The 26,055-nt window shown below is 40.2% G+C and carries 26 protein-coding genes; 20 read left to right on the top strand and 6 right to left on the bottom strand.

Going from position 1 to position 26,055, the window contains the following annotated elements:
- Position 1 precedes the first annotated feature (1 nt).
- The 19 genes from PVV59_RS03205 to PVV59_RS03115 all read left to right on the top strand — a co-directional run bounded on the left by PVV59_RS03205 (position 2) and on the right by PVV59_RS03115 (position 16,768).
- Complete coding sequence (locus tag PVV59_RS03205; RefSeq protein WP_273721845.1) at positions 2 to 913, top strand: hypothetical protein; 912 nt, start codon at positions 2 to 4, stop codon at positions 911 to 913.
- A 98-nt stretch (positions 914 to 1,011) separates the two neighbouring features.
- Positions 1,012 to 2,154 carry a N4-gp56 family major capsid protein gene (locus PVV59_RS03200; RefSeq protein WP_273754530.1) on the top strand — a complete coding sequence of 381 codons (1,143 nt, stop codon included), beginning with the start codon at positions 1,012 to 1,014 and terminating at the stop codon, positions 2,152 to 2,154.
- A 30-nt stretch (positions 2,155 to 2,184) separates the two neighbouring features.
- Positions 2,185 to 2,634, top strand: coding sequence for a hypothetical protein (locus tag PVV59_RS03195; protein WP_273754503.1), 450 nt, complete (start codon positions 2,185 to 2,187; stop codon positions 2,632 to 2,634).
- Positions 2,635 to 2,706: 72 nt separating this feature from the next.
- Complete coding sequence (locus PVV59_RS03190; RefSeq protein ID WP_273754502.1) at positions 2,707 to 3,405, top strand: hypothetical protein; 699 nt, start codon at positions 2,707 to 2,709, stop codon at positions 3,403 to 3,405.
- Positions 3,405 to 4,862, top strand: a complete 1,458-nt coding sequence (locus PVV59_RS03185) for a hypothetical protein (protein WP_273754500.1) — start codon at positions 3,405 to 3,407, stop codon at positions 4,860 to 4,862. Before PVV59_RS03190 ends, PVV59_RS03185 begins: the two co-directional genes overlap by 1 nt.
- Before the next feature lie 41 nt (positions 4,863 to 4,903).
- The gene (locus PVV59_RS03180; RefSeq protein ID WP_273754499.1) at positions 4,904 to 5,287 is read left to right on the top strand and encodes a hypothetical protein; all 384 of its coding nucleotides are present in this window, start codon (positions 4,904 to 4,906) and stop codon (positions 5,285 to 5,287) included.
- A gap of 1 nt (position 5,288) precedes the next feature.
- Positions 5,289 to 6,344 (top strand): tail fiber domain-containing protein, encoded by a 1,056-nt coding sequence (locus tag PVV59_RS03175; protein WP_273754497.1) that lies wholly within the window; start codon positions 5,289 to 5,291, stop codon positions 6,342 to 6,344.
- Positions 6,344 to 8,170 (top strand): hypothetical protein, encoded by a 1,827-nt coding sequence (locus tag PVV59_RS03170; RefSeq protein ID WP_273754496.1) that lies wholly within the window; start codon positions 6,344 to 6,346, stop codon positions 8,168 to 8,170. Before PVV59_RS03175 ends, PVV59_RS03170 begins: the two co-directional genes overlap by 1 nt.
- Positions 8,163 to 10,373 carry a hypothetical protein gene (locus tag PVV59_RS03165; protein WP_273754495.1) on the top strand — a complete coding sequence of 737 codons (2,211 nt, stop codon included), beginning with the start codon at positions 8,163 to 8,165 and terminating at the stop codon, positions 10,371 to 10,373. The genes PVV59_RS03170 and PVV59_RS03165 overlap by 8 nt, the downstream gene beginning before the upstream one ends.
- Positions 10,373 to 11,365 carry a transglycosylase SLT domain-containing protein gene (locus PVV59_RS03160; protein WP_273754494.1) on the top strand — a complete coding sequence of 331 codons (993 nt, stop codon included), beginning with the start codon at positions 10,373 to 10,375 and terminating at the stop codon, positions 11,363 to 11,365. The genes PVV59_RS03165 and PVV59_RS03160 overlap by 1 nt, the downstream gene beginning before the upstream one ends.
- Positions 11,358 to 12,338: a phage tail protein gene (locus PVV59_RS03155; protein ID WP_273721758.1), complete on the top strand. Its 981-nt coding sequence runs from the start codon at positions 11,358 to 11,360 to the stop codon at positions 12,336 to 12,338. Before PVV59_RS03160 ends, PVV59_RS03155 begins: the two co-directional genes overlap by 8 nt.
- 9 nt (positions 12,339 to 12,347) lie before the next feature.
- A complete protein-coding gene (locus PVV59_RS03150; RefSeq protein WP_273721760.1) occupies positions 12,348 to 12,611 on the top strand; it encodes a hypothetical protein in 264 nt (87 codons plus the stop codon).
- 6 nt (positions 12,612 to 12,617) lie between these two features.
- Positions 12,618 to 14,222, top strand: a complete 1,605-nt coding sequence (locus PVV59_RS03145) for a hypothetical protein (protein WP_273754493.1) — start codon at positions 12,618 to 12,620, stop codon at positions 14,220 to 14,222.
- Between the two features lie 14 nt (positions 14,223 to 14,236).
- Positions 14,237 to 14,902 carry a lysozyme gene (locus PVV59_RS03140; protein WP_273754492.1) on the top strand — a complete coding sequence of 222 codons (666 nt, stop codon included), beginning with the start codon at positions 14,237 to 14,239 and terminating at the stop codon, positions 14,900 to 14,902.
- Positions 14,899 to 15,126, top strand: coding sequence for a hypothetical protein (locus PVV59_RS03135; RefSeq protein WP_273722139.1), 228 nt, complete (start codon positions 14,899 to 14,901; stop codon positions 15,124 to 15,126). The genes PVV59_RS03140 and PVV59_RS03135 overlap by 4 nt, the downstream gene beginning before the upstream one ends.
- Positions 15,059 to 15,265 (top strand): hypothetical protein, encoded by a 207-nt coding sequence (locus PVV59_RS03130; RefSeq protein ID WP_273722137.1) that lies wholly within the window; start codon positions 15,059 to 15,061, stop codon positions 15,263 to 15,265. The genes PVV59_RS03135 and PVV59_RS03130 overlap by 68 nt, the downstream gene beginning before the upstream one ends.
- Positions 15,258 to 15,476: a hypothetical protein gene (locus PVV59_RS03125; RefSeq protein ID WP_273722218.1), complete on the top strand. Its 219-nt coding sequence runs from the start codon at positions 15,258 to 15,260 to the stop codon at positions 15,474 to 15,476. Before PVV59_RS03130 ends, PVV59_RS03125 begins: the two co-directional genes overlap by 8 nt.
- 73 nt (positions 15,477 to 15,549) lie before the next feature.
- A complete protein-coding gene (locus PVV59_RS03120) occupies positions 15,550 to 16,335 on the top strand; it encodes a DNA adenine methylase (RefSeq protein WP_273722216.1) in 786 nt (261 codons plus the stop codon).
- A gap of 64 nt (positions 16,336 to 16,399) precedes the next feature.
- A complete protein-coding gene (locus PVV59_RS03115; RefSeq protein ID WP_273754491.1) occupies positions 16,400 to 16,768 on the top strand; it encodes a helix-turn-helix domain-containing protein in 369 nt (122 codons plus the stop codon).
- 364 nt (positions 16,769 to 17,132) lie between these two features.
- Here PVV59_RS03115 and PVV59_RS03110 read toward each other — a convergent pair whose 3' ends face one another.
- Genes PVV59_RS03110 through PVV59_RS03100 form a run of 3 tightly spaced genes read right to left on the bottom strand, consistent with a single transcriptional unit; the run spans position 17,133 to position 20,570 of the window.
- Positions 17,133 to 17,582 (bottom strand): toxin-activating lysine-acyltransferase, encoded by a 450-nt coding sequence (locus tag PVV59_RS03110; RefSeq protein ID WP_273754490.1) that lies wholly within the window; start codon positions 17,580 to 17,582, stop codon positions 17,133 to 17,135.
- A 5-nt stretch (positions 17,583 to 17,587) separates the two neighbouring features.
- The gene (locus PVV59_RS03105; RefSeq protein ID WP_273754489.1) at positions 17,588 to 18,913 is read right to left on the bottom strand and encodes an HlyD family type I secretion periplasmic adaptor subunit; all 1,326 of its coding nucleotides are present in this window, start codon (positions 18,911 to 18,913) and stop codon (positions 17,588 to 17,590) included.
- A complete protein-coding gene (locus PVV59_RS03100; protein ID WP_273754488.1) occupies positions 18,903 to 20,570 on the bottom strand; it encodes a peptidase domain-containing ABC transporter in 1,668 nt (555 codons plus the stop codon). The genes PVV59_RS03105 and PVV59_RS03100 overlap by 11 nt, the downstream gene beginning before the upstream one ends.
- A 243-nt stretch (positions 20,571 to 20,813) precedes the next feature.
- On the opposite strand from PVV59_RS03100, the gene PVV59_RS03095 reads away from it, so the two are divergent.
- The gene (locus PVV59_RS03095; protein WP_273754487.1) at positions 20,814 to 21,596 is read left to right on the top strand and encodes a hypothetical protein; all 783 of its coding nucleotides are present in this window, start codon (positions 20,814 to 20,816) and stop codon (positions 21,594 to 21,596) included.
- A 1,998-nt stretch (positions 21,597 to 23,594) separates the two neighbouring features.
- Here the strand turns inward: PVV59_RS03095 and PVV59_RS03090 are convergent.
- The 3 genes from PVV59_RS03090 to PVV59_RS03080 form a co-directional block, all read right to left on the bottom strand.
- Entirely contained in the window at positions 23,595 to 24,380 is a 786-nt protein-coding gene (locus tag PVV59_RS03090; RefSeq protein ID WP_273754486.1) for a DUF1499 domain-containing protein, read from the bottom strand.
- Positions 24,381 to 24,915: 535 nt separating this feature from the next.
- Positions 24,916 to 25,455, bottom strand: coding sequence for a hypothetical protein (locus PVV59_RS03085; RefSeq protein ID WP_273754485.1), 540 nt, complete (start codon positions 25,453 to 25,455; stop codon positions 24,916 to 24,918).
- Positions 25,448 to 26,044, bottom strand: coding sequence for a DUF1214 domain-containing protein (locus PVV59_RS03080; protein ID WP_273754529.1), 597 nt, complete (start codon positions 26,042 to 26,044; stop codon positions 25,448 to 25,450). Before PVV59_RS03080 ends, PVV59_RS03085 begins: the two co-directional genes overlap by 8 nt.
- Positions 26,045 to 26,055 lie beyond the last annotated feature (11 nt).

Here is a 26,055-nt window from a genome sequence, read left to right as displayed (position 1 = left end):
TATGGAAGAAGAGTTTACACCTGAAGAACAAGCAATTTATGACGAACATTTTGCCAGTGATAATGCTGTTGAGTTGGTCGAGCCAGAGCAAGTTGAAGAGGTGTTTGAATCAGAGGAAAGTTCTGAACAGCTACCTGTAGAAGCTCTTCAGGAGCAGCCAAGTTCTGATACAATAGAATCTGATAAATTAGAGCAAGAGCGGCAAGCACGCCAAAAGGCAGAACAAAGCGCCATTGAAGCGCGTGAATTGGCTATTGAACTTGCGCAAAAATATGCCGCAATGCAAGAAGAAATCACGCGCCGCCGTGAGGAAAATGTTCCCTCCCTAGAAGACGACCCAAAAGCACATGTTGCATGGCTTAGTCATAAGGTACAGGAACAACAGAAATTGCTTGATGAGTTTTCTCATATGAGAGAGAGCCAAGAGCGCATGAGTCAAGAGGAATATGAACGCCAAAAGTTAGGGGATTATTTCGAGGAATCCAAAGCGCAGGTACAAGATAAATATCCAGATTTAGACAGTATCACGGACTATCTCTATGAAAGAGCAGACAATGTTCTACAAGCGCAAGCAAGCCTTTATCCGCAATGGAAAGACCCTGTAGCACGGCAACAGCAAATTGGTGCTGAATTGCGCCAAATATGCCAGCAGTGTCAGAAAGCCGGTATAAATCCAATTGAGGTGCTGGTGCAAAAAGCGAAAGCTTTTGGCTATAGTGGAGCACCAGTTAAGGACGAAGTGGGAGCCCTTCAAGAGCGCTCTCAAGCAGCACGGACGCTTACAGCGCGCGGCGGGCAAGTTCCAACAGGTGGTATGGATGTGAGAACGCTTTTTTCCATGCCGGAAGCAGAATTTGCAGCATGGGTTGAGAAAAATCCCAAAAAATTTGAACAAATTATGAGCAGAGCATGAAGATGTGCGCAATGGCGCGACAGAGAGAACCCAAGTGATTGTTATTGTTTGGGGGAGCCGCAAGGCGAGTTTTAAAACCAAGAAAGGCATTGATTGAAATGGCAGTAACAGAAGTAAAGCTCAATGACCCATTAGCCGTTGGCGTTTGGGCTAAGATGCTAAACACAGAGACCTCAAAAGCGTTGCCCATTGCACCGCTGATGGGGGAGAGCAAAAACAGCATTATCCAAGTGTTGGATGTGCTAGGAAAATCCGCTGGTGACTCCGTTACGAGTGGATTACGCGTCCAACTTATGGGGGATGGCGTTAGCGAGGGACAAACGCTAGAAGGCAATGAAGAAGCCCTCCAATTTATGAATGAAAAGGTGCGCATCAACGAGCTTACTCATGCTGTGCGCATCAAATATGAAGGCTCTATTGATCAACAACGTGTTCCCTTTAATTTGCGTAAAGAAGCAAAAGATGGGTTGGTTGATTGGTATGCAGACCGTTTAAGTATGATGTTTTTCATTCAGGCAGCAGGCTATACAGCACCATGGATGCATTTTGAAGGGCGCAGCATAACGCTTAAACCGGTGCATTATGGTTTTAATGCACCATTAGAACCAAGCAAATTGCGCCTTATTCGCCCAGCCAAGAAAAAAACAGATGAAGAGCTTACAAAAGAGGATGTTTTTACATTAGATCTTATAGATAAAGCTGTTGAACGCGCTAAATTGGCAAATCCACGCTTGCGTCCGGTTCGTGTTGATGGAAAATCGGCTTATGTGATGTATCTCCACCCAATACAGGTAACTCAATTGCGTACCAATACACAAAATGGTCAATGGTTGGATATTACCAAAGCAGCTTATGATGGTTCGCGGTCTAAAAATCCTATTTTTGATGGCTCTCTGGGTATGTATAACGGTGTCATTTTGCGTGAAGCTGAACATGTTCCCAATGGTGTTAATTCAAAGACAGGGGAGCCTGTTCCCTCTGTTCGTCGTGCTGTTTTGCTTGGTGCACAAAGTATCATCATGGCTTATGGGCGCGTTGGTAATGGTGCAACAGGAGGTGATGGGAAAGGCGCTACACGTTATAAACTTGTTGAAGAATTATTTGATTATCAACGTGAATTTGGTTTGGCTGCTAAAACCATTATCGGCATGAAAAAATCACGCTACACCTTGCCGCATTCTGATCAAGGGGGACAAGACTTTGGCACGATTGTTATCCCTTCTTTTGCTGAAATCAGCTAACAATTTTAACTTCATGAAAGGATGACAATTATGGCAGAAAAATCGCTAATTACACAGCAACCTGATGAAACTGTTGAACCTGTTGAGACTATTGGCATGATAGATGAAGGATTGCCACCTATTTTACAAGGACGTAACAATTGTACGCAGCAGATTAGTTTTTTACGCTCGCGTGTTAAATGTACAGATCAAGGGTTGATAACGAAAATTGGCGTTCTACCCCGAGGGGCTTTTATCAAAAGTATTACAGCTTATACCATAGAGGATTTTGAAGATGTAACAGCTACATTTGGAAAAGAGCCTCATGGCAATGATTATGGAGATGTGGGGCTTACGCAATCTATCGATGGCAATCTGTACATATCCATGGAGGAACGAGATGTTCCATTAGAAGCTGAAAATGCGATTTACATGACACGAGACAAGAAAAGCACCACAGGTGATGCTGAGGTGATTGTTGAGTTTTACACTAATCGTTAAAGGCGAGGGGGCGTTTATTGCTTGCGTCCCCCTCCCACACAATATGCCCCAAGACATTTGGAAGAGGGTGATATGACAATAATAGTACAGACAGGTGGTCCGATTGGAGACAAACAGACCATTGTTTCTCATGACAAAAATTTTATCCAGATGTTAAGCGATATTCAGGATGAAATAGATGATCAAACAGATGAGTATGTTGATCAAGTACAAAGGGCGATATTTTCGGCTATTCGCTTTTGTGAACGATTGCCTTTTTATTTCAATGAAAGCCGTGAAATTGTTTTTACCACTCTAAAGGGGAAAAGCCGTTATGGTGCAGAGGCACATCCCTCTATAACAGGGGCTGTTCGCATTGTTGATGCTTATATTTATGAAGATAATCACAGCAAAGCAAAGCTTTTGCAGGTAGATCCGCTTGTTATTGAGAATCTTGAGAATGATTGTAACAATGGTATGCCTACACGCTATGCTTATTTTGAACAAAAGCTTATTTTGTATCCAACACCAGAGCGTATCTATTCTATCAGGCTTATTCTTGATCCTATCAGAATAAAAGATATTGAGAGTGCACAAGAAGCGTCCATATGGTTTTTGGAAGCTTATGAATTGATCAAAACGCGTGCAAAATATGAAATTTATACCAATATTATTAAAGAACCGCAGATGGCAGCGGCTGCTTTTGCTATGTTTCAAGAGCAACTCGATGCGCTGCAAATTGAAACATCACGGCGCAAGAATTTATTAAAAATTCAACACACGGATTTCTGATGACCTTTATCCCTATTGCTGAGTATAGACCAGATGTTGCATTTATTAATAGTGGTTATTCCAGTGAGATCGTGAACGTTTTGCCTGCACCAAATTCATATATTCCGTTTCCCATTGTGGCGCCGGTTTCAGATCCTTTTCCGGATGTGATTTTGGGAGTCTATGCTGTGCGCTCATTGGGTGGTGTGCGCATCATTGTGGGCGCACCAACAAAGCTTTATGAATATGACAACAGCACGCGCGGCTGGAAAGACATTAGCAAGCCTCACACACAATATCACGCCAATGAGACTGCGCTTTGGTCTTTTGCCTCCTTTGGGGACCATATCATTGCTGTTAATAGCAATGACCCACCACAAATGCTTTCGTTGAAAACAGATGAAAAGTTTTGTGATTTGAGTGGTAATCCGCCGCGTGCTGGACTTGTGCGTGTGTGGGGTGATTTTGTTTGCCTGATGCAACTAACAGATAAGCCAAACCGTGTTCAGTGGTCTGGTTTGAATGATGCAACACATTGGACGGTTGGGGAGAAAAGTTGCGATTATCAAGATTTTCCTGATGGTGAATACGTTCAAGGGTCTACGGAATCAACAAATCCACTTATTTTTATGCGCTCCGCCATTTATCATGCAACCTTTGTACCAGGCTCTAAAATTATATTCAGTTTTGCAAAAATAAAAGACAAAATAGGTGCGAAAAGCAGCACAGCAATTGCAAGCCGTGGAGACTGTACTTTCTTTGTCTCTGATGATGGTTTTTATCAAATCAACAGTACTGGTGAAATGCTCCCTATTGGCTTTGGCAAAGTCGATAAAACTATCTTCACACTTTACAATAACTTTGCCATTGATGAGATGAGGGCATGTATTGATCCGGTCTATTCTCGTGTTTATTTTTCTATCAATGATAACACTGAAGGGATGCATATTTATGTTTATGATTGGCTTTTGCAAATATGGAGTGTCATTAAGGGGCAGAACCTTCTCTTATTTCCCCTTTTTGCAGCCGGTTATACATTAGAAGGCTTAGACGAAGTACAAGAGAGCTTGAAAGATTTACCAGCTTCTCTTGATAGTAAAATGTGGCAAAATGGTGCGCCTGTTTTGGGAGCATTTACGCCAGACAACACATTTGGTTTTTTTGCAGGTCCTCCGATGGAAGCAGTTATTGCTTCACAAATTGTGGGGGATACGGGCAGGCAAATCAACCTGATGAGTGAGGCTTTTGTTCAAGCGGATACAACAAAAGGTTTTTTAAGTGTTGGGGCGGCATTTATCATTGACAACAAGAACCAATTAAATTGGGCTAAAGAGCGTTATGCCGGCTATAATATTGGGATGTATAATATCCGCTCACGGGCGCGTTATCACGCCTTGCGTCTGAGAATACCAGAAGGCACGCCATGGACACATATAACAGGCTTTGATGTAACGCTCAAACCCGCGGGCATAAGATGAGTTTTAAGATCTATAATACAGAAAAATGGAGCGCTAAACAAATGGCGCCCTATTTTGAGAATGTCATAAAATCGATAGCTTACTTTAATCAAAAATTTCCTGATGATTATAATACAGAGACCATTTTAAACGATATTTTGAAGGGAGAAAAAGTTCTTTGGATTATCGTTGATGCGCATGAAAACTTTATGGCGCATGTCACAACACAGTTACAGGAACTCGTCACTGGAGCATTAAGGGCGGTTATTGTCACGCTTGGTGGAAAGGGAGGAGCGCCCTTAACGAAGCTTATCACTCAGATTGAAGCTTATTACAAGGAAAAAGGGGCAAAAGAGCTTGTCATCATAGGCAGGCGAGGGTGGGAAAAATCTCTTAAAACGCATGGATATCTCGTTAATCTTTTAGAATATAGAAAGCAGCTTTAATATGGGAAAAAGTTCTAAACCAATCCAGAATACCCAAAACACGACGCAAACAAATGAACCCCCTGCATGGGCAAAAGGTATTTTTGAACACGCCGCTCAAGATGCCATGACTTTTTATAATCAAGGTAGCGGAAAATCCGTTTATGACGGGCAGCGAGTTGCGGGTTTAAGTGATCAAACAAAGAATGCGATTAATGGGCTTAGCAATAATACGCATAACTATGATAATAATTATTTAAATGGATTAGCTACAGGGCAAAATTCAACAAGCCAAAACTTAAAAAACATGGCTTCAGGGCAACAAATAGGCAATAACCCTTACTTTGATGAAGCGCTTCAAAACACATTAAATAAAGCAACAAATTCTATTAATAGTTCATTGGCAGGTGCTGGGCGTTATGGTTCTGGGGCGCATACAGGGGTTCTTGCTAACGAATTGGGGGGCATAGCAACACAAGCTTTATCACAGCAATATAACCAAGATGTCAACAACATGATGAATGCCAATGGTCTCATTGACCAAGCAAACCAAAATCAGTTGGCGGGCGCCAATAACTTCTTTCAAGGTCAAGGTCAGGCAAATCTTAATGCGTTGACGGGAGGGAGTGTGCTTGATGCCAATCATCAACGGCAATTGGATGAAGAGCGGCAAAAATGGGAGCAGCAGAACAATCTTGATTGGGACCAGTTAAGTAAGTTGCTCGCAGCTGGTGGGGCTGTTGCTGGAAATTATGGAACGCGAACAGGACAAATGACGACATTGACTCCGCAGCCAAAACCTAATCCGTGGGAGATTGTTGGAAATGTTGGAACTATCCTTGGTACTTTTGCTGGGCTTAGCGACTTCAGAGCGAAAGAAAATATCGTGCAAGTGGGGCAGCGAGATGGATACAAACTCTATGAATATAATTACAAAGGATACCCAGAGCGCTATCGCGGGGTGATGGCACAAGATGTTTTGAAGTTAAAGCCTGAAGCTGTTTTCTTGCATAAGGCGACAGGCTTTTTGCATGTGGATTATAGCAAGCTTGGCTTTGAGATAGAAAGGGTGCAGTGATGGAACAAGAAAACACAAATTCTCTTTTAAAGTTGTTTGATCCAAAATTTTTGCGTCCCTTGATGTATCAGGTCATGCCTCAATTGCCAAAGCATTTGTTCCAACAACTCTCTACCCCTCCAAGCGCGCCGTTGGAAGGACGATACAAGCCAAGTTTTTTAGAACGTGCTGCTTTTAGCACAAACCCTTTTGATGCGAGCAATGGGGCTGATACTCCACAAAAATTGAGTCCTACAGAGCTTATTCGCGGCTCTCAAGCAGGAGGAGGAGACGTTGGGAAAAAAACGCCAGCAGAATTGATTATGTCTACGGATGATTTAAAACGCCAAATGCCTCCCTTGCCGGATGTTTCAAAGGATACTGTTAAGATACAAGAGGCACCAGAGCAACAAAAACATGACTTCTCAGAGCAGGGAGGCGTTACATCAATGATCCCTCAATCTCCACTTGTTGGGAACATTGATCAGTCTAGTGGGGATGAAGCTGGGCGACAGCAAAAAGATGTGATGGATTATATTACAGAGATCAACAACAGATCTATGGCAGAGAATCCGCAGGAGAGCAGCCCTGTCAATGAAGAAAAACTTTCTCATATGCCTATTCAAGAAGAAGAACATTTAAAAGCAAATGCTAAGCCCGAACAGGCAACCGATTATGTAAACGCAGTTGGAAATTTTATTCATAAAGATGCAGACCCAAGTAGCTTATGGGAGCGTTTTAGAAAATCAGAATTTTCCGAGCATTTAATGGATTTTTTTGCGGGGCTTGCATCAGGGAAGACACCACAGGAAAGTTTTTCAAATGCGGCACTTGTTATGCGGCAGGGCAATAATATACGTGCTCAAAATAGACCAATTTTTGAGTTTTTACGCTCTAAAGGATATAGTGATAAAGACGCACAAGCCCTTGTGCAATATCCAGATCTTGCCATGAAAGTTATAGGCAGCACGTTAAGCCCTCAAGAAGGCTATAGGACATTGACAGCGGAAGAAAAGGCAGAGCAGGGATTGCCTGAGAATATGACTTTCCAAGTCTCAACAAGCACAGGGAAAATTATACCTGTCCAAGGAGGACAGCGTTCCACTGCTTCCGGATTAGGAGGGAATACCGATGGCATGCTGTCAAAGCCTGAATCGGGTTATATGTATGTTAAGGATGAAAATGCACCTGGTGGGATACGTGCGGTGCCAATTGCAGGCAGTGGTTCAGAACATAAATTAATTCAAGAACAGAAGGAGGAGGAGCGTAAAAACCAACAAATGCAAATGCGAATTCTGGAAACAGCAGACAGGTCAAATCGTATACTCTCAGCATCTAAAGAATTGCTAAAAACTATTGAGGAACACCCGCATGTTGTTGGTTTCACTGGTCCTATAATGTCGTTCCTTCCTAATTCTAAGGCAAAAGATTTTGGGCATATGCTCGATTCATTGAAGGCAAGTATCGGGCTTGATGCCTTGAGAAAAGCAAAAGCATTTTCACCAAATGGCGCATCTGGCTTTGGGAATTTGTCTAATATGGAATTGCAAACCTTGCAAAACTCTGTAGCGGCGTTGTATCAAGATCTTTCTGCAGAGCAAATGAAGAAATCTTTAAAAACAGTTATTGACACTTTCAATAAATCCAATGCAGCAACGCGCGCAATTCTTTTTGGTGGTGCAGAAGCAACAAACGAGCTCGTTCGAGCCGCCTATGGGCAAGATGCTTATAAGGGAAATCATGCACAGTCAAATGATCCACTAGAAAAACAGATAGAAGCATTACCGGAAGGTGTATTGTTTATTGATAGTGACGGGCGCATTAAGGAGAAACAAACCAATGGCTGAAGTAATTCCTCCTCTTATTAATCGTAAAAACACAAGAGTCATTGGGCATATAAGTGACTATACACCAGAACAACTTCAAGAGCTTTTCGCGAAGAATAAGGAAAGGCTGAGGGGTTCTGTTACAGGAAATAGTGGTGCAACAGAAGAAGATGATCCACATCCAAGTGCAGCGGGTGCTTTTGGATGGGGTGCTCTTCATGGGTTAACCATGGGGTATGATGATGAATTAGCTGGAATATTAGAAGCAGGTCCTATTGCTTATTGGATGGGAGATAAAGAGGCAGTCAAAAAATATAATGAAGTGACAAAGCGATGGCGTGACTATCAAAAAGCGGCGAACCGAGATCATTTTTATTTATCTCTTGCTGGGAATTTAACAGGTGCTGCGGCACCCATAATTGCTTCTGCGCTCTTTCCTCCTGCGGGAGGGGCTGCTGCTGCGGCGGCGGCTCGTGCGGCAATTGGGGCTGATGTTGTCTTGGGAAGCAGAGCGGGTGTTGCAGGAGCACAAATAACCAGTAAAGCTTTAGCAGCAGGAGAAAGGGCGGTGCAATCTGCTTTAGCAGAGGGTGTGGAACGGGCAGCGGCAAAAGCTGCAGGTGAAGCAGCAATGAAAGCAGTAGCAAGTAAAGAGGCGGCAAAATTTAGCTTGGGGCGTGCAGCAAAAACTGGAGCCATTTATGGTGGAATAGCAGGCAGTGGTGAAGGGGAAGGGCTTGCAGATACTCTAGTGTCTGCTGGGTTTGGTGCAGGGTTAGGCGTTGCAACACCATTTGTGGCCAGTGGTGTATCAAAAGTGACGCCTTTTGTGACAAAATCACTTAAAGCAGCATTGAGAGGACCTATAAGCCCAGCTGAAATGGCAGCAAAAGCAGCGCTAATGCCAGAAAAAGAAGCATTTCAGGTAAGCGATAGAGCGCTTAGGGATGTAAGCCAAACTTTAGGGGATGAAGGTGTTGATAAGCTTGAGAGAGCATTAAAACAGCGTGGTCCTGATTCAATGATTATTGATCTTCATGATGGTCTTGCTACGAGAGCTTTTAAGGCGGCAAAAAAAGATCACGATACCTATTCACTCATAAGTAATCGTTTGAATGAAAGACAATATGCCAGTGATAAGCGAGTAAGTGATGCCTTGACAGAGGTGTTGGGTCCAAAGGTCGATACGCTCAATTTAAAGCAAGAGATTATCAAACAAGCACAGAAAAAGGCTGAACCATTTTATGAGAGGGCAAAAGCTTCTCCCATTTCAAATGCTGTTCGTGAAGATTTATCGCGCTTGCAAGAAACCCCCGCATTCCAAAAAGCATACAAAAAAGCAATTGCACAAATGCCAAATGAAGCGGATGCAACAGTTATAGGGAGCAATGGATATCCAAAGCTGAATATGCGAATTTTACATAAGATGAAAGAGGTTTTGGATGATCAAATTAATTCTGCACGTATCAAAGGAAAATGGGGATATGCTCGAGATTTGACTGATTTCAAACAACGCATTCTGGACATTTTGGATACGTCATCTCCAGATTATGCGAAGGCACGGAAAATTTATTATGACGAGCGTACTATCGGTGATGCCCTCGAGCAAGGAGAGCAAGCACTGAAGAAGAGCGTTAATCTTGATACAATCAACAGCCAACTTTCAGATTTGGGGTTAATGGAAAAAGAGGCTTTTCAAAAAGGTGTACGGTCACAAATAGAAACTGCGGCAGGCAATGCACAGAATTTTGAACACAGTCTTTTGAGTTTGTTTGACACAAAAAATGGTCAAGAAAAATTGCAGCGTATTTTTGGTGAGGATAAAGCTAAGCAACTTATGAAAGTGTTGCGACCAGAAGTGGAAAGAACAAAGCTTTTTGCACGATTGCCAAACCATATAGGTGAAGTGGAAGAGAGGGGGGCACAACAGACTATGGGTATAGGAAAGATTGCTTTCATCAAGGCAGTTGTAAAAAATTTCTTAGAGAAATTTGGACGCAAATTCTCAAGCGTCCATAAAGATACTGAGAGAGATATTGCAGCGCTTATAACAGCGCGGGAAAAAGGAGATTTTGGGTTAGCAAGAGAAAAAGCCGTTGAATTAATTAAGAAGTTTCATGAAGCAGAAAAGAAACGCTTAATAACCAAAGAAGACCACACAAAATTCTTCAATTTTATTGGCATTCTTTTGAATAGCAGTGCTGATAGAACGGTTATAAACTAATGATCAATTTTCATCCCAATGTAAAGCGTGCTATCTCACAGGCAGCACAAAAATATGGTTTGCCAGAAAGCTTTCTTGAACGTGTTGCTATGATAGAAAGTAATGGTAATCCAAATGCAAGAAATAAGAACAGCAGTGCGGGAGGGTTGTATCAATTTTTAGATTCAACAGCAAAACACTATCAACTCAATAACAAGTTTGATCCCTTTCAAGCAACCGACGCTATGGCACGGTTAACGAAGGATAATACACGTTATTTAGCCACAGCATTAGGCAGAGAGCCATCAGAGGCAGAGCTTTATCTTGCACATCAACAAGGACCAGCAGGGGCTGTGAAGCTTATAAAAAATCCACATATTCCAGCAAGCCAGCTTTTAGGTCGACAGGCAGTCACACTCAATGGTGGCGATATGGAAGCTACAGCAGGGGATTTTATGAATCATGTTTATGGGCTTTACAATAAAACGGGAGATGCTTTGAAGAGAACGATACAGCAAAACCAAAGCAATGGACAAGCAGCACCAAACGAGATGGGTCCTTTGCGTGGGTTTGAGAGGCTTCAAAAGACACTTCAAGGTAATCAGGTGGGTCAAGGTGATCAAGGGGGCAACCAATTAATGGCATATGACACGCCATTTCCAAACAGAATGATGGCACCTGAAAGCAGAGACAATTTAACAGGACGGGTTATGGAAACCACACCATTGCAAGGGCAAGGTATTGATGCAGGTGCTCTTAAAAAGGGCTTTTCCGGCTTGCTTCATTTAATGAGAGAGAATGGAGAACGACAAAAACAGCAGGCACAGATGGTACAGCAACAAATGTTACAGCAACCAGTCATGGCGGGTTTCTCACAATCGACTGGGCGCCCGACAGATTTAACACCTCTTATTGATCCCTCTAGGCGGCAATCTGTTGGTTCCTATGGGCGGCAAAAAGAAGAGCAATTGCGCCAAGAGCTATTAAGAAGAACGGGGGCTTATCATGTCTGATATTTATGACTGGTCACTCACAGCTGATCAAAATGCCAATTCCGATAGTATCATTAATTGGGCAGAAGGGCAGCCGCCTAGTTCTGTTAATGATAGTGCGCGGGTCATGATGCAGCGTATACGTGAATATCTTGCCGATAATGGTGGTTCTCTTGACTCAAAGTTTATTGTGAATGCAAAGGAACAAACAACATCAATTACGTTGACGACGGTTTCGCCGATAGCGAAATATAAAAACGATATCATTATCCGCTTTAAGGCGCGTGGTATGAATATTGGCACGACAACAATAAACATGAATAGTATGGGAGCAAAGCCACTCTATAAAGCTACCAATACGGGGATAGTGCCATTGATAGGCGGTGAGTTACAAAAAGGGGGTATTTATGAAATTGTCTATAATGATGGCGCATCAACAAAAGATCTTGATGGCTGGTATCTTTTAAATCCTACCCCCATTCCACCACCAAAGGTCGAAACCTTTCCTTGCGGGTTTATTGCGACCTTTGCTATGCAAGAAGTGCCAAACGGTTGGCTTTTATGTGATGGTGCTACATATGAACGCAAAGATTATCCGCAATTATTCAAGGCGATAGGGGATAAATGGGGAAAAGACAGCAATACAACCTTTAAAGTTCCAGATTTTAGAGGAGTGTTTTTGCGCGGCTTTGACAATGGTCGCGGTTTAGACAGAAGTAGAAAATTTGCCGATATACAGCAAGATAGCCTTAAATCGCATACACATGCTTGTAGTGTTGAATCGGCGGGGCAGCACGCACATGAGTTTCAGTATGCTGGAGTTGGATGGAGCGCCAATGATATTGGCAGAAGGAACCCCAGTTATCACTATCAAACCCTTACAGGGATAACACAACCTGCTGGAGTGCATACGCATAAGGTAACACTTTCTTCAACGGGCGAGGCAGAAACGCGCCCTGTTAATACTACGGTTGTTTATGCCATAAAATCATAAGGTTTTCAGATGATCAATAATCCGTCTGCTATTGATGATATTGCGGACGCGGAGCAAATCCGCGTCCTTTTTTATGCAAGCAATAGAATGGTTCATGCGCCATTGAATAAGGTGCTTGATCTCGTCAAAAGCGACATACATCATGATCTTTTAAGCGCTTTGGCAGAGTATCAAGAAGCGACAGATCAACGCATAGAGACCATGCAAAAACTTATTGATGAATTACAGTCTCTCATCCCCAAAAATCTCAAAAACAGACTTACTAAGGAATGAACCGCGATGCCATTACCCTATCATACGCATATCTTTAAGCTTGAACCAGCAACAAAGAAAGAAGTCAAAGAAGGTGTTTTAGATAGTAAGGCTCTTGCACCTGTTTCAGTGGGGAGTGCAGCAGCTTATGAGGTAGAATATTTTGCAACTGCTGCTCAAGGGAAAAAGGCTGATGATGCTGTTGCAAAGAGAGATATTGGAGCTCTTGCTTACAAAGATAAGGTCACAATCCACGATATTGAAGCAAGTGGTGAAGCTCATGAAAATACGATTTTATCAGGCGCTGGCTGGGTAAAAATATCGCCTTTAGGGATTGGCGATATGAAGGCTGCGACATATGACCCCGACAATGTGGGGGCAAATGCATTTTCTATGGAAAATATGAGTGAGGGTCCTACAAAAAAGATTTTGACAACAGAGGAAAGATCAAAGCTACGATGGTTAAGCCCTAGCCAACCAACAATAGAAAAGTGGCATAAGGGAATTGAAGGCGTTTATTATCCCATATCTCCGGCAGATCTCAAAAATACCATTAGCTATTTCGTAGCATCAAAGTCTTTTGGTATGTCAAAATCAGTTTATGATCCAGATACAATAGAAAAAGATGCCTTTGATATGGATAATATGAAAGAGGGAAATAAGCATCTTATCTTAACGTCTCAAGAACGTACACAGATTGCTAAAATTGATAAAGTTGAAGACGATGTAAAACAAGGGCTTCATGTTGCAAGTGAAGCAAAAACGATTGCGACCACTGCACAAACAGCAGCCAATAAAGCGCAAGATACAGCACGCAATTTGCAGAAAAAAGTTGATCTCATTCAACCTCTTGCCAAAAAAGACTGGATTGATGGCACAAAGACAGTGGATGCACTTATCTCACCAGCCAAACTGATGGCTTCAATTAAAGCAAATAGTAGCAATAGCAGCGGTGCTGGTAACGGCAATAATGGTGGCGGGGTTAGAAAACCTGTTGAAATTCTGATGACAGAAAGCGGAGATATTCCATTGCCTGATGGTATTACTGCTGAGACCGATATCGAAGTATGGGCTTGGGGCGGTGGAGGTGGTGGTGTTAAAGATGGCGGCGGCGGCGGCGGTCAATGCGTGCATCTTAAAATGAAAGGTTCTGATTTAGATAAATTAAAAACAGCTTACATTGGTCGTGGTGGTAAAGGCAACGACAGTAACATTTTATGCAATGGTGGTAGGACAAGCATTGAGGGAATTCTTACAGCAGAAGGCGGATATTCTGTCAGTATGACTCTGGTTAACTTTAAAGGAAAAGGCGGGGATGGAGGAGGGAACAGAGAGGGCATCAGCGGTGAGAGCTTTATTTTCTCTGGTGGGAACGGTGGTGGTAGTGGAATTGACAATAAAAGAGCTGGTACTGGTGGAAGTTCTTTTCTTGGCGGCGGCGGCGGCGGTGGTGGTCAATGCAAGGGTTCTATCATGGGACAAGGTGGTGAAAGTTACAAAGGCGGTAACGGGGGAAGAGGTGGTAAAGAATGTGGCGGCGGCGGCGGCGGATATTTCGATGGAAAGCCCGGCGGTGACAAAATTGGCGGCGATGGTGGTGATGGCGCTGTACTCATAAAGGTCTATTTATAGAATGGAATAAAGAAATGACACGGAAAATAAGCGAAGACTGTTTATATTGTTTAAAAAAGTGGGAAGGTTTGCGCTTGCAGGCTTATCAAGATGCTTCTGGCGTATGGACGATTGGTTATGGTCATACGAAAAAAGCCGGTAAACCAACAGTTATTGAGGGCATGGTGATTACGGAAAAAAAAGCCGAAACCATGCTTTTAGCAGATTTGCAGCAATATGAGAGGGCGGTAGAAAAAGCAGTTTGTGTGAATTTAAGCGATGAACAGTTCGGCGCTCTTGTTTCCTTTTGTTATAATGTGGGTATTGCAGCTTTCCAAAGCTCTACATTGCTTAAAAGGCTTAATCGGGGGGATTATGAAGCAGTTCCCTTCGAATTACAAAAATGGACCAAAGCGGGTGGAAAATGTTTACAAGGTCTCGTACACAGGCGTGTAGCAGAGGCAGGGCTATGGGCGAAAGGGGCTTATGTTTCTTCTAATTACCAAACAGTAGAAACGAAACAACCAACAGGGTTTCTCAAAGCAGAAGCATTGGCACCGATTATTGGTTCTTTCTCAGGTCTTGGTGGGTTTTTAGCGGGCAATGGACCAATCCAATGGGCTTTAGCCGCCATTATGGTTTTAGCGGCATGTACTGGCATTTTCTTTGTTGCTAAACGCTTTCAGGAGCACCGCCTATGATCTTATGGATGAAAAGAAACTTGATGCTAACAGGTGCGGCTTTAGCCGCTTTTTTTATTGCCTTAGCAAGAGCTTTTACCCTTGGAAAAAAGGTTGAACAGCAAAAGCAAACAGAAAGTGCTTTAAAGGCAGCAACAGCACGGCTTGAGGTAGAAAATGAAATTAACAAAAAAAGTGATGCTGATGTGCGTGCTGCTCTCTCTCACTGGTTGCGCGACAAATAAATATGCTTCTTCTTGTGTTGGTTGGTTACCTATTTATTTAAGCCGACAAGACCTGAACACCATTAGCTCAAACTTAGCAAGAGAGATCTTAAAGCATAATGAGCAAGGTGAACGCTTGTGTGGGTGGAAACATGGTTAGAAAAAAAACGACAAAACACACAAAGCTTACAGAAGCAGAAAAAGAAATGCTTCAAGAAATGATCATCACCTATCAAAGCGTGAAAATGATGTCACGCTTGATGAAATGGATAGCGTTTTTTATCTTTTTGTTGATCCTTGATTTTGCACGCCTCATGGATGCGCTAGATAATGTCATTGCACATTTAAAGCAGTGGTTTTCAAAGAATTAGTTTCACTAAATCTATCCTTAAAATATGAAAAAATGATTAGGCTTGCAAAAGCTTGAGAGAATGGACTTCGCTTATGAAAGAAGAAAGTTTTACACACACATTGTTTGCGTGGATGGGTGGTAAACATCATCTACGTAAGAAAATTATACCGATTTTAAATAGCATTGACCATGAAACATACGTTGAACCGTTTTTAGGTTCAGGTGTTATTTTCCTAAACAAAAGACCAACGAAATATTCAGTTATTAATGATCTAAATGGAGAAATCACGAATCTGTTTCAATGTGTTCAAAACCATTTTGATGATCTAGCCAAACGACTAGAATGGTTTGTTTGTTCAAGACAGTTGTTTTTTGAACTTGCATCTATTGCCCCAGAGAGCCTCACCAAAATTGAAAGAGCCGCACGCTTTTTGTTTCTCCAACGTTGTGTCATGTATGGGAAAGAAGATTACTATTCTTTTAGCTTTGTAGGAAAAAAAACGGTAAGCTTTAATCCGGACAAACTTTTAGCAAGGATGAAACGTGTTAGGAAAAAACTTCTTGATACCACTATCTTAAATTTATCGTGGGAACGGGTTGTTGAACTTTTTGATGCGCCCAACAGTTTATTTTATTTAGACCCGCCTTATCTTGTAAAGAAGAAGCGTTATAGTTCTGGGAATTTTGTTGAAGATGATTTTGTGAGTATGGCAAAAGTTCTCAAAGGCATCCAAGGTAAGTTTGTCTTGAGTCTAAATGATTGTGATGCAGTTCGAGAGATCTTTAAAGATTTTGACTTTTTAGAAGTTGATACCGTTTGGACGGCGGGTATGGCAAAAAAAACACCTCGAAAAGAAGTGCTGATTCGTAATAATTGAGGAAAGTTTGAAAAAGATTTGTTAGAATCAGCAGAAATATTTCTTCTCTAATAGGACTTTTTATATGCTTACATCATTTGGCAAAATGTTACGCAAACTTCGTATTGATCACTCTGAACGCCTTTTAGATATGGCTGAGAAATTAGATGTATCCGTATCATTTTTGTCTTCTGTTGAGATTGGCAAAAAATCTGTACCCGTTGGCATGGAAGAAAAGATCATTAAGCTCTACGCTTTAAATCAAGATATAGCTTTTCTTTTAAGAAAAGAGGCTGACTCTTGCCGTAAGAGTTTTACAATAAAGCCCTCTGATTCATTTGGGTGTGAAGTTGTTGGCATGTTTGTTAGAGCTTTAGAAAATTTTTCACAACAGGATTTGGCAGAATTTAAAAAATTGTTGGAAAAAGTCGACAAAAAAGAAAGTGCTTTTTAGGTATAGGTTTGAAAATCCTATTCCCGAACCTAATTATATATACCCTAACCATTAAAAAATATAAATAAAATCAATACGTTATGGCATATAATTTTATGGTTCGAATCCAGGTACCCCAGCCATACTTTAATAAAATCAATCAAGTCAAATTTTTAGGAAGTTTTGAGAGAGGATTAAACCTCTTAGTGGTTTGTTGTTATTGATATCAATTCGGTAAGCTGAGAAATATCCATTTTTAGTACGTTATCTCTCAATACGCTAAGATTCTCTTTTACGATAATGATTTCCAACGCGCTTTTTAAAAAGATTCTTTTCCATTAAGAGGGTAGGTTTAAATGATTGAGGCGCACTTAAGTGTATAAAGCTAGTTGGATGGGTTATAGGAACACCAGCGAGCAATTTTTCGTATTCCGCCATCTTCATTACGTCGTACAGCATAAAAATAACGCTGATTTGGGAATATATTTCGTTGCATATCGCGGACAATATGTGCAGTATGACCGTAAGGTGCTACATAATCAATAAACCATACGTATTTTCCAGTCTGCCAGTCAGCATTGGGCAAAAGCTCTCCTTTTTCAAGCATGGATTGATGATTTTTTTCATCTAAAAAAGCCCAAGTGATAAAGGCACAAAATTCTCCATGTTCATTTTGATAGAGTTTGTACTGCCCAACCCGTAAGGCTGGACCTAAGTTTCGTTCAATATCCCACATTCGCCAACGGCGGTGTAGAGGGGATTGAAGCATTAAAACGACCATGGCACCCAAAGTTATTATTGGGTTTATGAGTGATGGAGATGGGGTTTCATTCATACAGATTATCTTTCTTTTAGGGATTGTTCTAAAACTTTTGTGATAGGTTCAAAAAAATAAGAAATGAGACGCCGTTTTGAAGTAATGACATCAGCTGTCACGGTCATGCCAGGGATAAATTTAAGCTCTTTGTGATTAAAAGTGATGTGATCTTGGTCGATTTTGATTAAAACAGCATAAACACCATTAATTTCTTGCTGATGGCGCGCTGTTGCACCTACATTGGTAACTGTGCCGTAGATAACACCGTAGCGTTCAGGCGGAAAAGCAGAAAATTTTATGTAAGCACGTTGGCCTTTTTCTAAAAAACCAATATCTCGATTATCAAAAAACGCTTCAACGATAAGCCCACCTGAGCCAGGGACAATACGCATGAGCGTTTTCCCCGCTTCCACAAAGCCACCCAAAGTGTGGATATTTAAATCATCAATACGTCCATCAACAGGGGCGTAAAGTGATAAGTGGTCAAGACGATATTGGCTGCTGTCAAGTTTGGCTTTTAAGCTTTGCAAAGAGAGTTCTGTTTCACGAGAAAGCTGTCGATAGCGGGCGATTTCATCGGAAATAAGGCTTTGTCTTTGTTGACGGAGTGCTTCTATTTCAGCATTGTTTTCTTCCAGGCGTCTTTGATTGGCTAAAATTTCATGTTCCACATTTTTAAAGTCATGTAAACGTTCTAAATAAAGAGAATGGCTGATGACTTTTGTCTCCATCAAGCTTTTGGCTGCTTTGAGCTTTTCTTGGCTTAATTGCTGATCATCTTTTAATTTATCCAATTGTGCGTATTGGACAGCACCGCTTCGTGTAACACGATCAGCTTGGGCTTTCAGTGCTTTTACTTTATCTTGTAGTGATTGAAGGGTCGCATGGATGAGTTTTTCTCCCTCCATTTTCGCTGTTTTGTTGTTAGAGGAAGAGATTTGCAAATAAGCGAGCCCTTTGGTCACAAAATCTTTATCCAAAGGATCTCGCTCACTCAAGGCAGCTAAAATCGCAGCGGCAATTTGCCCTTGAAGGGTCTGTTGAGCGATATCGGCTTGGACACGTGCGCGCTCATTGAGGGCTTCACGTGGATCCAATTGAATAAGGAGGTCACCTTGATGAACGAATTGCCCTTCTTTTACGAGGATTTTTTCAATGCGTCCTGTATTTTGTGCTTGGACGAGTTGAACATAGGAGGTGGGAATAACTGATCCTTGTCCCCGTGCAACAATCTCTGTTTTGGTGATAAAACTACCAATGACAATAAAAAGGAATAAAGCGACCAAAACAGTAACCACCATATGAAGTGTTGGCGATAAAGGGCGCAAATGGGGAGCCTTATCTGCCATTTTTTGCCTCCAGATCAGAGAAATTTAATACGGTTGCATGCTTGGGAAAAAGATCACTTTTGTGGGTAATGACGAGAACAATACGCTCTTGTGAAAGTTTATATAAATGCTCAACAATTTGTGCACTGACCCTGTCATCCAATGCGGAAGTGGGTTCATCCAAGATAAGTACCTGCGGTTCGATGAGAAAAAAACAAGCCAATGCTAGGCGTTGGCGTTGTCCACCTGATAAAAAGCCACCTTGCTCGCCTACTTGGGTATGAAGCCCTTGCGGCAATTGAGAAATCAAATCATGACAAGCACTTGCATGAAGGGCAGCAACGATTTCATTCTCAGAGGCATTTGGTTTTGCAAGAAGCATATTTTCAAGAATGGTTCCGGAAAAAAGGCAAGGACTTTGAGGAAAATACCCAATTGTTTGGCGCACACTACGGATATCAAAGTTTTGTATAGATTGGTTGTTAATCAATATCTGTCCATTTGTTGGAGGGTAAAGACCACAAAGGAGTTTGGCAAAGGTTGATTTTCCACAGCCTGAAGGACCAAGCAACATAATGGGTTTCCCAGGTTTGAAACAAATATCAAGATGGTTAACAATAGGTGTTTCTCCATAGGAAAAACAGATATTTTTAGCTTCAAGTTGAGGGCTTGTGGTGAGTTGAAGGGGGGGCTTTTCTTCTTCCCATTCTGAAGGTGCGTTAAGAATATCACCCAAACGAAGACGAGAGATTTTCAAATGCTGCCATTCCTCCCACAGGGAGGCAAGGCTTAAGATAGGACCAGAAACATTGCCAGCGAGAAGATGAAAAGCAACAAGTTGTCCTAGTGTGATTTGATTTTGCAACACTGCCTGAGCACCAAAAAAGATAATAAAAATGGTGAAAAGGTCACCAAAAATATGGCTTAAAGCTCCATTTAAAAGATGAAATTTACTGGTTGTAAGGCTTTGATCGAGACTGCGGGCTAAAGTTTCTTGCATACGTATCGTATGAGCAGATTCTTTTACGTGTGCTTTGATGGCTTCAAGATTGGTAAAGCTTTCAATAAGGCGTGATTTATGGGCGGCTTGCAGAGTGAATGTACGGCGTAATTGGCGGCGTAAAAAGGGACCAACCGATGCCAAAGAGCCCATTTGTAAGGGCAAAATGATAAGAACAATAAAGGTAAGTTTCGGACTAATGGAAAAGAGTGCAGCAAGATAAATAATTGCAAACAGAACATTCAGGACAGTTGTGGCGATGGTTCCTGTTAGAAACCCGCGAATTGTATCAACCTCTCCAATACGCGAAAACAGTTCCCCCACTTTCCAATGACGTAATACAGACAAGGAGAGGCTTAAAAGATGGGTGTAAATATGCCGTCCAAATTCTAGCGTAAGCCGATTGGCTAAATAAGTGCCTAGGTAACCTGATAGAGTGCTAAGAGCGGTACTAAACAGCATGATAGCAACCATCAAGACAACGATAGCATAGAGACTTTCAAGGCGCTGAAAAGGGAGAATACGGTCGATAATCGCTTGAAAAATAAAAGGATTCACCAAGCCCAGCAAACGCAAAACAACAGCAACGCAACTGAGTTCGATGACATAATAGATATATTTCTTTGTTGTTCTTGTAAACCAAGAGAATGATACAGGTTTTTCTTGTGAATGACTCATTTGAATTTATGATTTTATTTAAGAGAAAGAGCGATTGATGTCGCATATTTAAACAGTATTGTAAATAGTATTATATTTATACAAAATATACATTTTGTGTGAATATAATATAAACGTAATTTATTTATTGTTTATACAGTATTTTTATTGTTATTTATACAAATTATGTTTGACTTATTATAAAATGAATAATAATGAAATTCCCACTGTATCGTTGTGATACAGTATAAAAGGAGGATTTAAATGGGTAGTTCAAGCTCATCAAATGATTCAAGTAGTAACTCACATCCAAAAAGTTGGCTTTTTCCAGAAGATGATTATAGTACAGGCGCTCATGCCCAAGCAGCAGGTACAGGTGGCATCATAGGAGACGTAATAGGAGGTATTGCTGGACCGGGAGGTGTCAGTTCTGGCTTACTCGGTGGAGCAGTAAGCGGCGGAATAGGAGGAGCTGGTGATTCAAGTAGTAACTCACATCCAAAAAGTTGGCTTTTTCCAGAAGAAGATGATTGTAGCCCAGGAGCTCATGCCCAAGCAGCAGGTGCAGGCGGCATCATAGGAGAAATAATAGGAGGTATTGCTGGTGCAGTTGGAGGTCTTTTTTCTGGACCGAAAGGTGTCGGTTCTGGCTTTGTCAATGGAGCAATAGGAGGTGGACTAGCAGGAGCTGGTGACGCTGTGGTAGATAAATACAATGCATGCCATACGGCACCAAGTTGTGAAACAAGCGATTATGTTGAAGCAGCTGCCATACACGGAGGCATAGGAGCAGCAGCTGGTTTCGTAACTGGTGCAGGTGTAGTAGTAAGCGGATTAGGAGGAGCTGCTAACGGTTTTATAAATAAGTACAATGAATGCCATCCGAATCCAAGTTGTGAAACAATCGATTATGTTGAAGCAGCTGCCATAAAGGGAAGCGCAGGAGCATTAATTGGTGCATTAAGGGGGCCAGGTGGAATAGCCACAGGCGGATTAGGAGGAGTTGCTACAGGTTTAATAGAGAAGTACAATGAATGCCATCCGTAAAGTGGAAGAACACTGTTTCTAATTTATTTAGAAAATAACAATAAAGATATTTCTGAGATCAGTGATATTATAAACATACTTTAAAGCTATGGCTAAACTGATTTCAGGGATATTTTTGTATATGATAATAGATATTTTATTTTGGATTTTTTTGTTATGAATACTTTTACTAGCTCCTTAATGGCAACGTTTATATACGAATTTTTAATGATTCTTTATAATATGCTTAAAGGTGGGAATTGGAGTATAAAAATGGAAATATTATCAACAATTAGGTTTTTTATACTATATTATGCTGCAAATTTATTAATTGAATATACGGGAATTTTAAAATAATATAGAATTACGTTATTATCAGCATTTTATTATTTATCATAATTTATACATTTTACAAATTATATTTGATTTTTTTGCTAAATAGCATGCATCATCAGATGATTAAAGTAGTAACTCACATTCCAAAAGTTGGCTTTTTCCAGAATAAGATGGTTGTAGCGCAGGCTCTTATGCTCAAACAGTAGGCACAGGCGGTCTCGTGGGAGCCGTATTAGGAGGAGGGGCTGGGTGCAGTAGCTGGTCTACCTAGAGCAGTAGGAGGCGGATTATTAGGAGCTGCTATCGGTTTTAAAGATAAGTACAATCAATGCTATCCGTAAAGTGGAAGAACACTGTTTCTAATTTATTTAGAAAATAACGATAAAGATATTTCTGAGATCAGTGATATTGTAAACATACTTTAAAGCTATGGTAATTGATTTCAGGAATATTTTTGTTTAAGACAATAGATATTTTATTTTGGATTTTTTTGTTATGAATAATTTTACTGGCGCCTTATTGGTAACGTTTATATATGGATTTTCAATTTTTTTTTACAATAGATCTAAAGGTAAGAACTGGAGTATAAAAAGGAAAATATTATCAACAATTACGTTTTTTATATTATATTATTTTGGAATTTTATTAGTTAAATATATAGGAATTTTAAAATAATATAGAATTACGTTATTATCATTATTTTATTATTTATTATAATTTATATATTTTTACAAATTATATTTGATTTTTTGCTAAATAGCATGCTTATCAAATGATTAAAGTAGTAACTCACATCCAAACAGTTGGCTTTTCCAGAAGAAGATGATTGTAGCGCAGGCTCTTATGCTCAACAGTAGGCACAGACGGTCTCGTGGGAGCCCGTAATTAGGAGGAGGGGCTGGTGCAGTAGCTGGTCTACCTAGAGCAGTAGGAGGCGGATTAGGAGGAACTGCTAACGGTTTGATAGATAAGTACAATCAATGTCATCCGTAAAGTGGAGGGACACTGTTTCTAATTTATTTAGAAAATAGCTAGTAAGATATTTCTGAGATCAGTGATATTGTAAACATACTTTAAAGCTATGGCTAAACTGATTTCAGGGATATTTTTGTTTATGATAATAGATATTTTATTTTGGATTCTTTGTTATGTATACTTTTATTAGTTCCTTAGTGACAGCAATTGCATTTGGATTTTTCATGTTTTTTTTCAATAGATTTAAAGGTGAGAACTGGAGTATAAAAAGAATAATATTATCAACAATTATATTTTTTATAATATATTATTCTGGAAGTTTATTAGTTAAATATATGGGAATTTTAAAATAATATAAAATCAATTTGTTATATTATTTTAAAATATAATTATAAGGTGTTATTTGTAGAGTTATTTATAAAAAATAAGTTATTATTTTTATATAATATTTATCTTTAAAAAATTTTTACTGATTACATTGGGATAGATACTTTAAATCAGTATTGTCATCAAGAGTTCTGTTTTTTATTTCCTATTTTTGAATCTTTTTAATTATTTAAAGAATGAGTTGTTTTGAGATTATTGTCTTTTGTATAAGCATTGTCAGTTTATAGTTTTTGAAAAGTGATTGTTTGCTTATGTATCATGATTTATTGAAAAATAAGCAATTTTTGTGAAATAAAGTGTCTTCTCTCTCGCTCTTGATCGTTATTCATCGTCTTGTGAAAGAGGAAGGGAAGCGATTTCCGTATCAAGGGCATCCATAAAATCGATAATAAAAGCAGCATTCGTTCCCAAATCTCTTGGCAAATAACGAGAAGCAGAACGCATATCAACAAAAGTGGTATCCCCTTCATCAGTTAAGCGTATCACGATATCCGAAATAAACCCAAGGTAAAAAGTTTTAGCTCTCGTTTCAATATAAAGCGCATTTTCTTCACCTTTAAACTTTCTTTGAGCCACAACAGGCCAATCATACGCAGCCAAAACATTCAGAACGGATTCGCGAATGCGTTCAGGTGCGCCATCATAACGGCGCCCCGACATTTCTGGCCATTGTGACATCTGTAATGTTGCTTGTTCAATCAAAACACTTTTAAGTGGTAAAGCATCACTGGGGCGCATTGTGCGAAAAAAAGCCGGTGGTCTTTGTGTATCGGTAGAAATATCGTAAAGAGCAGGCAAGGTAAACCAAAGTCCCAAAAATAATACCAATGGTGTTGCAGTTATAAGTGAATAAATAATTCCCTTTAAAGCTTTCATTCCCCCTAGAGCCCCACAGACCCACAGACTATGAAGTGCTTTAATAGCGAGAAAAAGAGAAATAATCACACAGCCAGTAGAGATACTGATCAAAATTATAAAGTCGGTTACATGAATGATGGAAAAACGTTGTAAGATGACTGAAAATAATAAAATAAAGAACGCTAATCCCCCAAATCGAGGGGACCATACTGCTGCTCTTGAAACGAACCGAACATATCTCTTCTTCATGAAGTTTTTTCCCCTCAATTGTAAACTATAAGCCAAGTTTTTTCAGAGTGCCTATCTTACAAAAAGCTTCTGCTTATAAGAGAAAAATAAAGCACTTATTTTTGAGGTCAAGGATGCATAATGTCTTATAAGTTTCCAGCGATTATTTTCGCACTTCATGGAAGGTAATCAGTATTTCTTCTATAGTTTATCATGTCATTGATGCGAACGTTATGGAAACGTTTGTAAATAAAAAGAAATAAATTCAAATAGCAAGCTTACAGTCGTTAACAGCATATTTTTCTAGAACTTTACTCTTGATTTTTCTCTTCTGATTACAGGGAGTTTTTTCTGTCAAGATAATGCGTATCCAATAGGATATGATGATGTGCAATAGAGATTTCATTCTATCTCAATAAAAAATTTAGGGATCTACAATCAGAAAAACTTGAATTCGAGTATTCGATTAATAGAGAAAAAAGATAACCATTTTGATAGGCTTTGTTTATTTTGTATAGAAAGTAAGGTGTTGTCCAAATGAGAGGTTAGTCCGTTTTTATTCATAAAATATGCGGCAGGTTGCTGATGAAAGGAAAACTTCATTTTCTTTTTTTGCTAGAGAAGAGGGAGCAAAAATACGTAAAATGACAAAACCTTCATTCAAATTTTTAGCAACTAAAACGGAATTAGCATTTATTTTAGGTCTTGATTTTTTGAGTTCTATTATTTGTATGGGTTTTCCAATGATAAGGTCGAGTGTCGCATCAGGGGCTGTTCGGTCATTAAGGCTGTAAAAAATAATTCCGTTGTGTGTGTAGGCTGCCAGTGACCAAAATTGTTGTGTTTTCAAAGCTTTTAAATGAACAGGTCCATTTTCAAGATTAAATCTGCAGACTTTAAGAAGAAAGAGTGGATCAGCAGATTGTTGAATAGGATTATCGGGAGTAAAATCAACAAATTGATAAGGGGGGCCAGATTTTTTAAGGGTTGTCCATATATTATTTTGTGCCCAATTGGGGATCAGAAAGAGAACACAAATATGAACGATAATAGCGCCAATGATCGCAAGAAGTATGGTATGAATAAATCTAGTCACAATTTATTTGTCCTGATGGTATTTGCTCTACTGAGGGCATTGTGAGCTTTTGTAATGCCGTTGCTGAGATGATTGAGGTATCGTATAGGGTAAGGATAAGCCCGAATTCTTTTTGACTAATGGTTGCAAGCCAATTACCGGCTTGCGGTGTGTGTGAGATATGGATACGCAATGTGCCGTCATGCTCATAAGTAATAGCGTTTGTATGGAGTTCAAATGGTATTTCTTTTGATGAAGTATAGGGTTTAAGGGATTTGTCAGCTGTATAAAGGGTAAAAAGCCTGGTTTCTGGGATTCTGCCTTTGAGCAAATAATGACAGTGGGGGTGGAGTGGACGTCCTTGATTATCTTGCCAAATCTGGAATTGAATACCTTCAGTACGTCCAAGTGAAACAATGCCTTGTTTGGCAGTGCGGGCGCGGTTGTAAGGATCCATATTGGTGGTACCTACTTGTGGATAAGCACTCCATTTTCCAATTGTAAAGCGTCCAAAATGAGGAAAGGAATTGAGCACATAATAGACACTCAGTATTCCGCATAAAATGGAAAAAACGAAGATAAAAAAGAAAATGGTAATATTAAAAAGCATCAGTGAATATT

Origin of the sequence: Bartonella sp. MM73XJBT.G (assembly GCF_028618435.1) — a bacterium.
GTDB lineage: Bacteria > Pseudomonadota > Alphaproteobacteria > Rhizobiales > Rhizobiaceae > Bartonella.
Note: the sequence above shows the minus strand (reverse complement) of the source record. Positions and strands in the feature narration are given on the sequence as shown.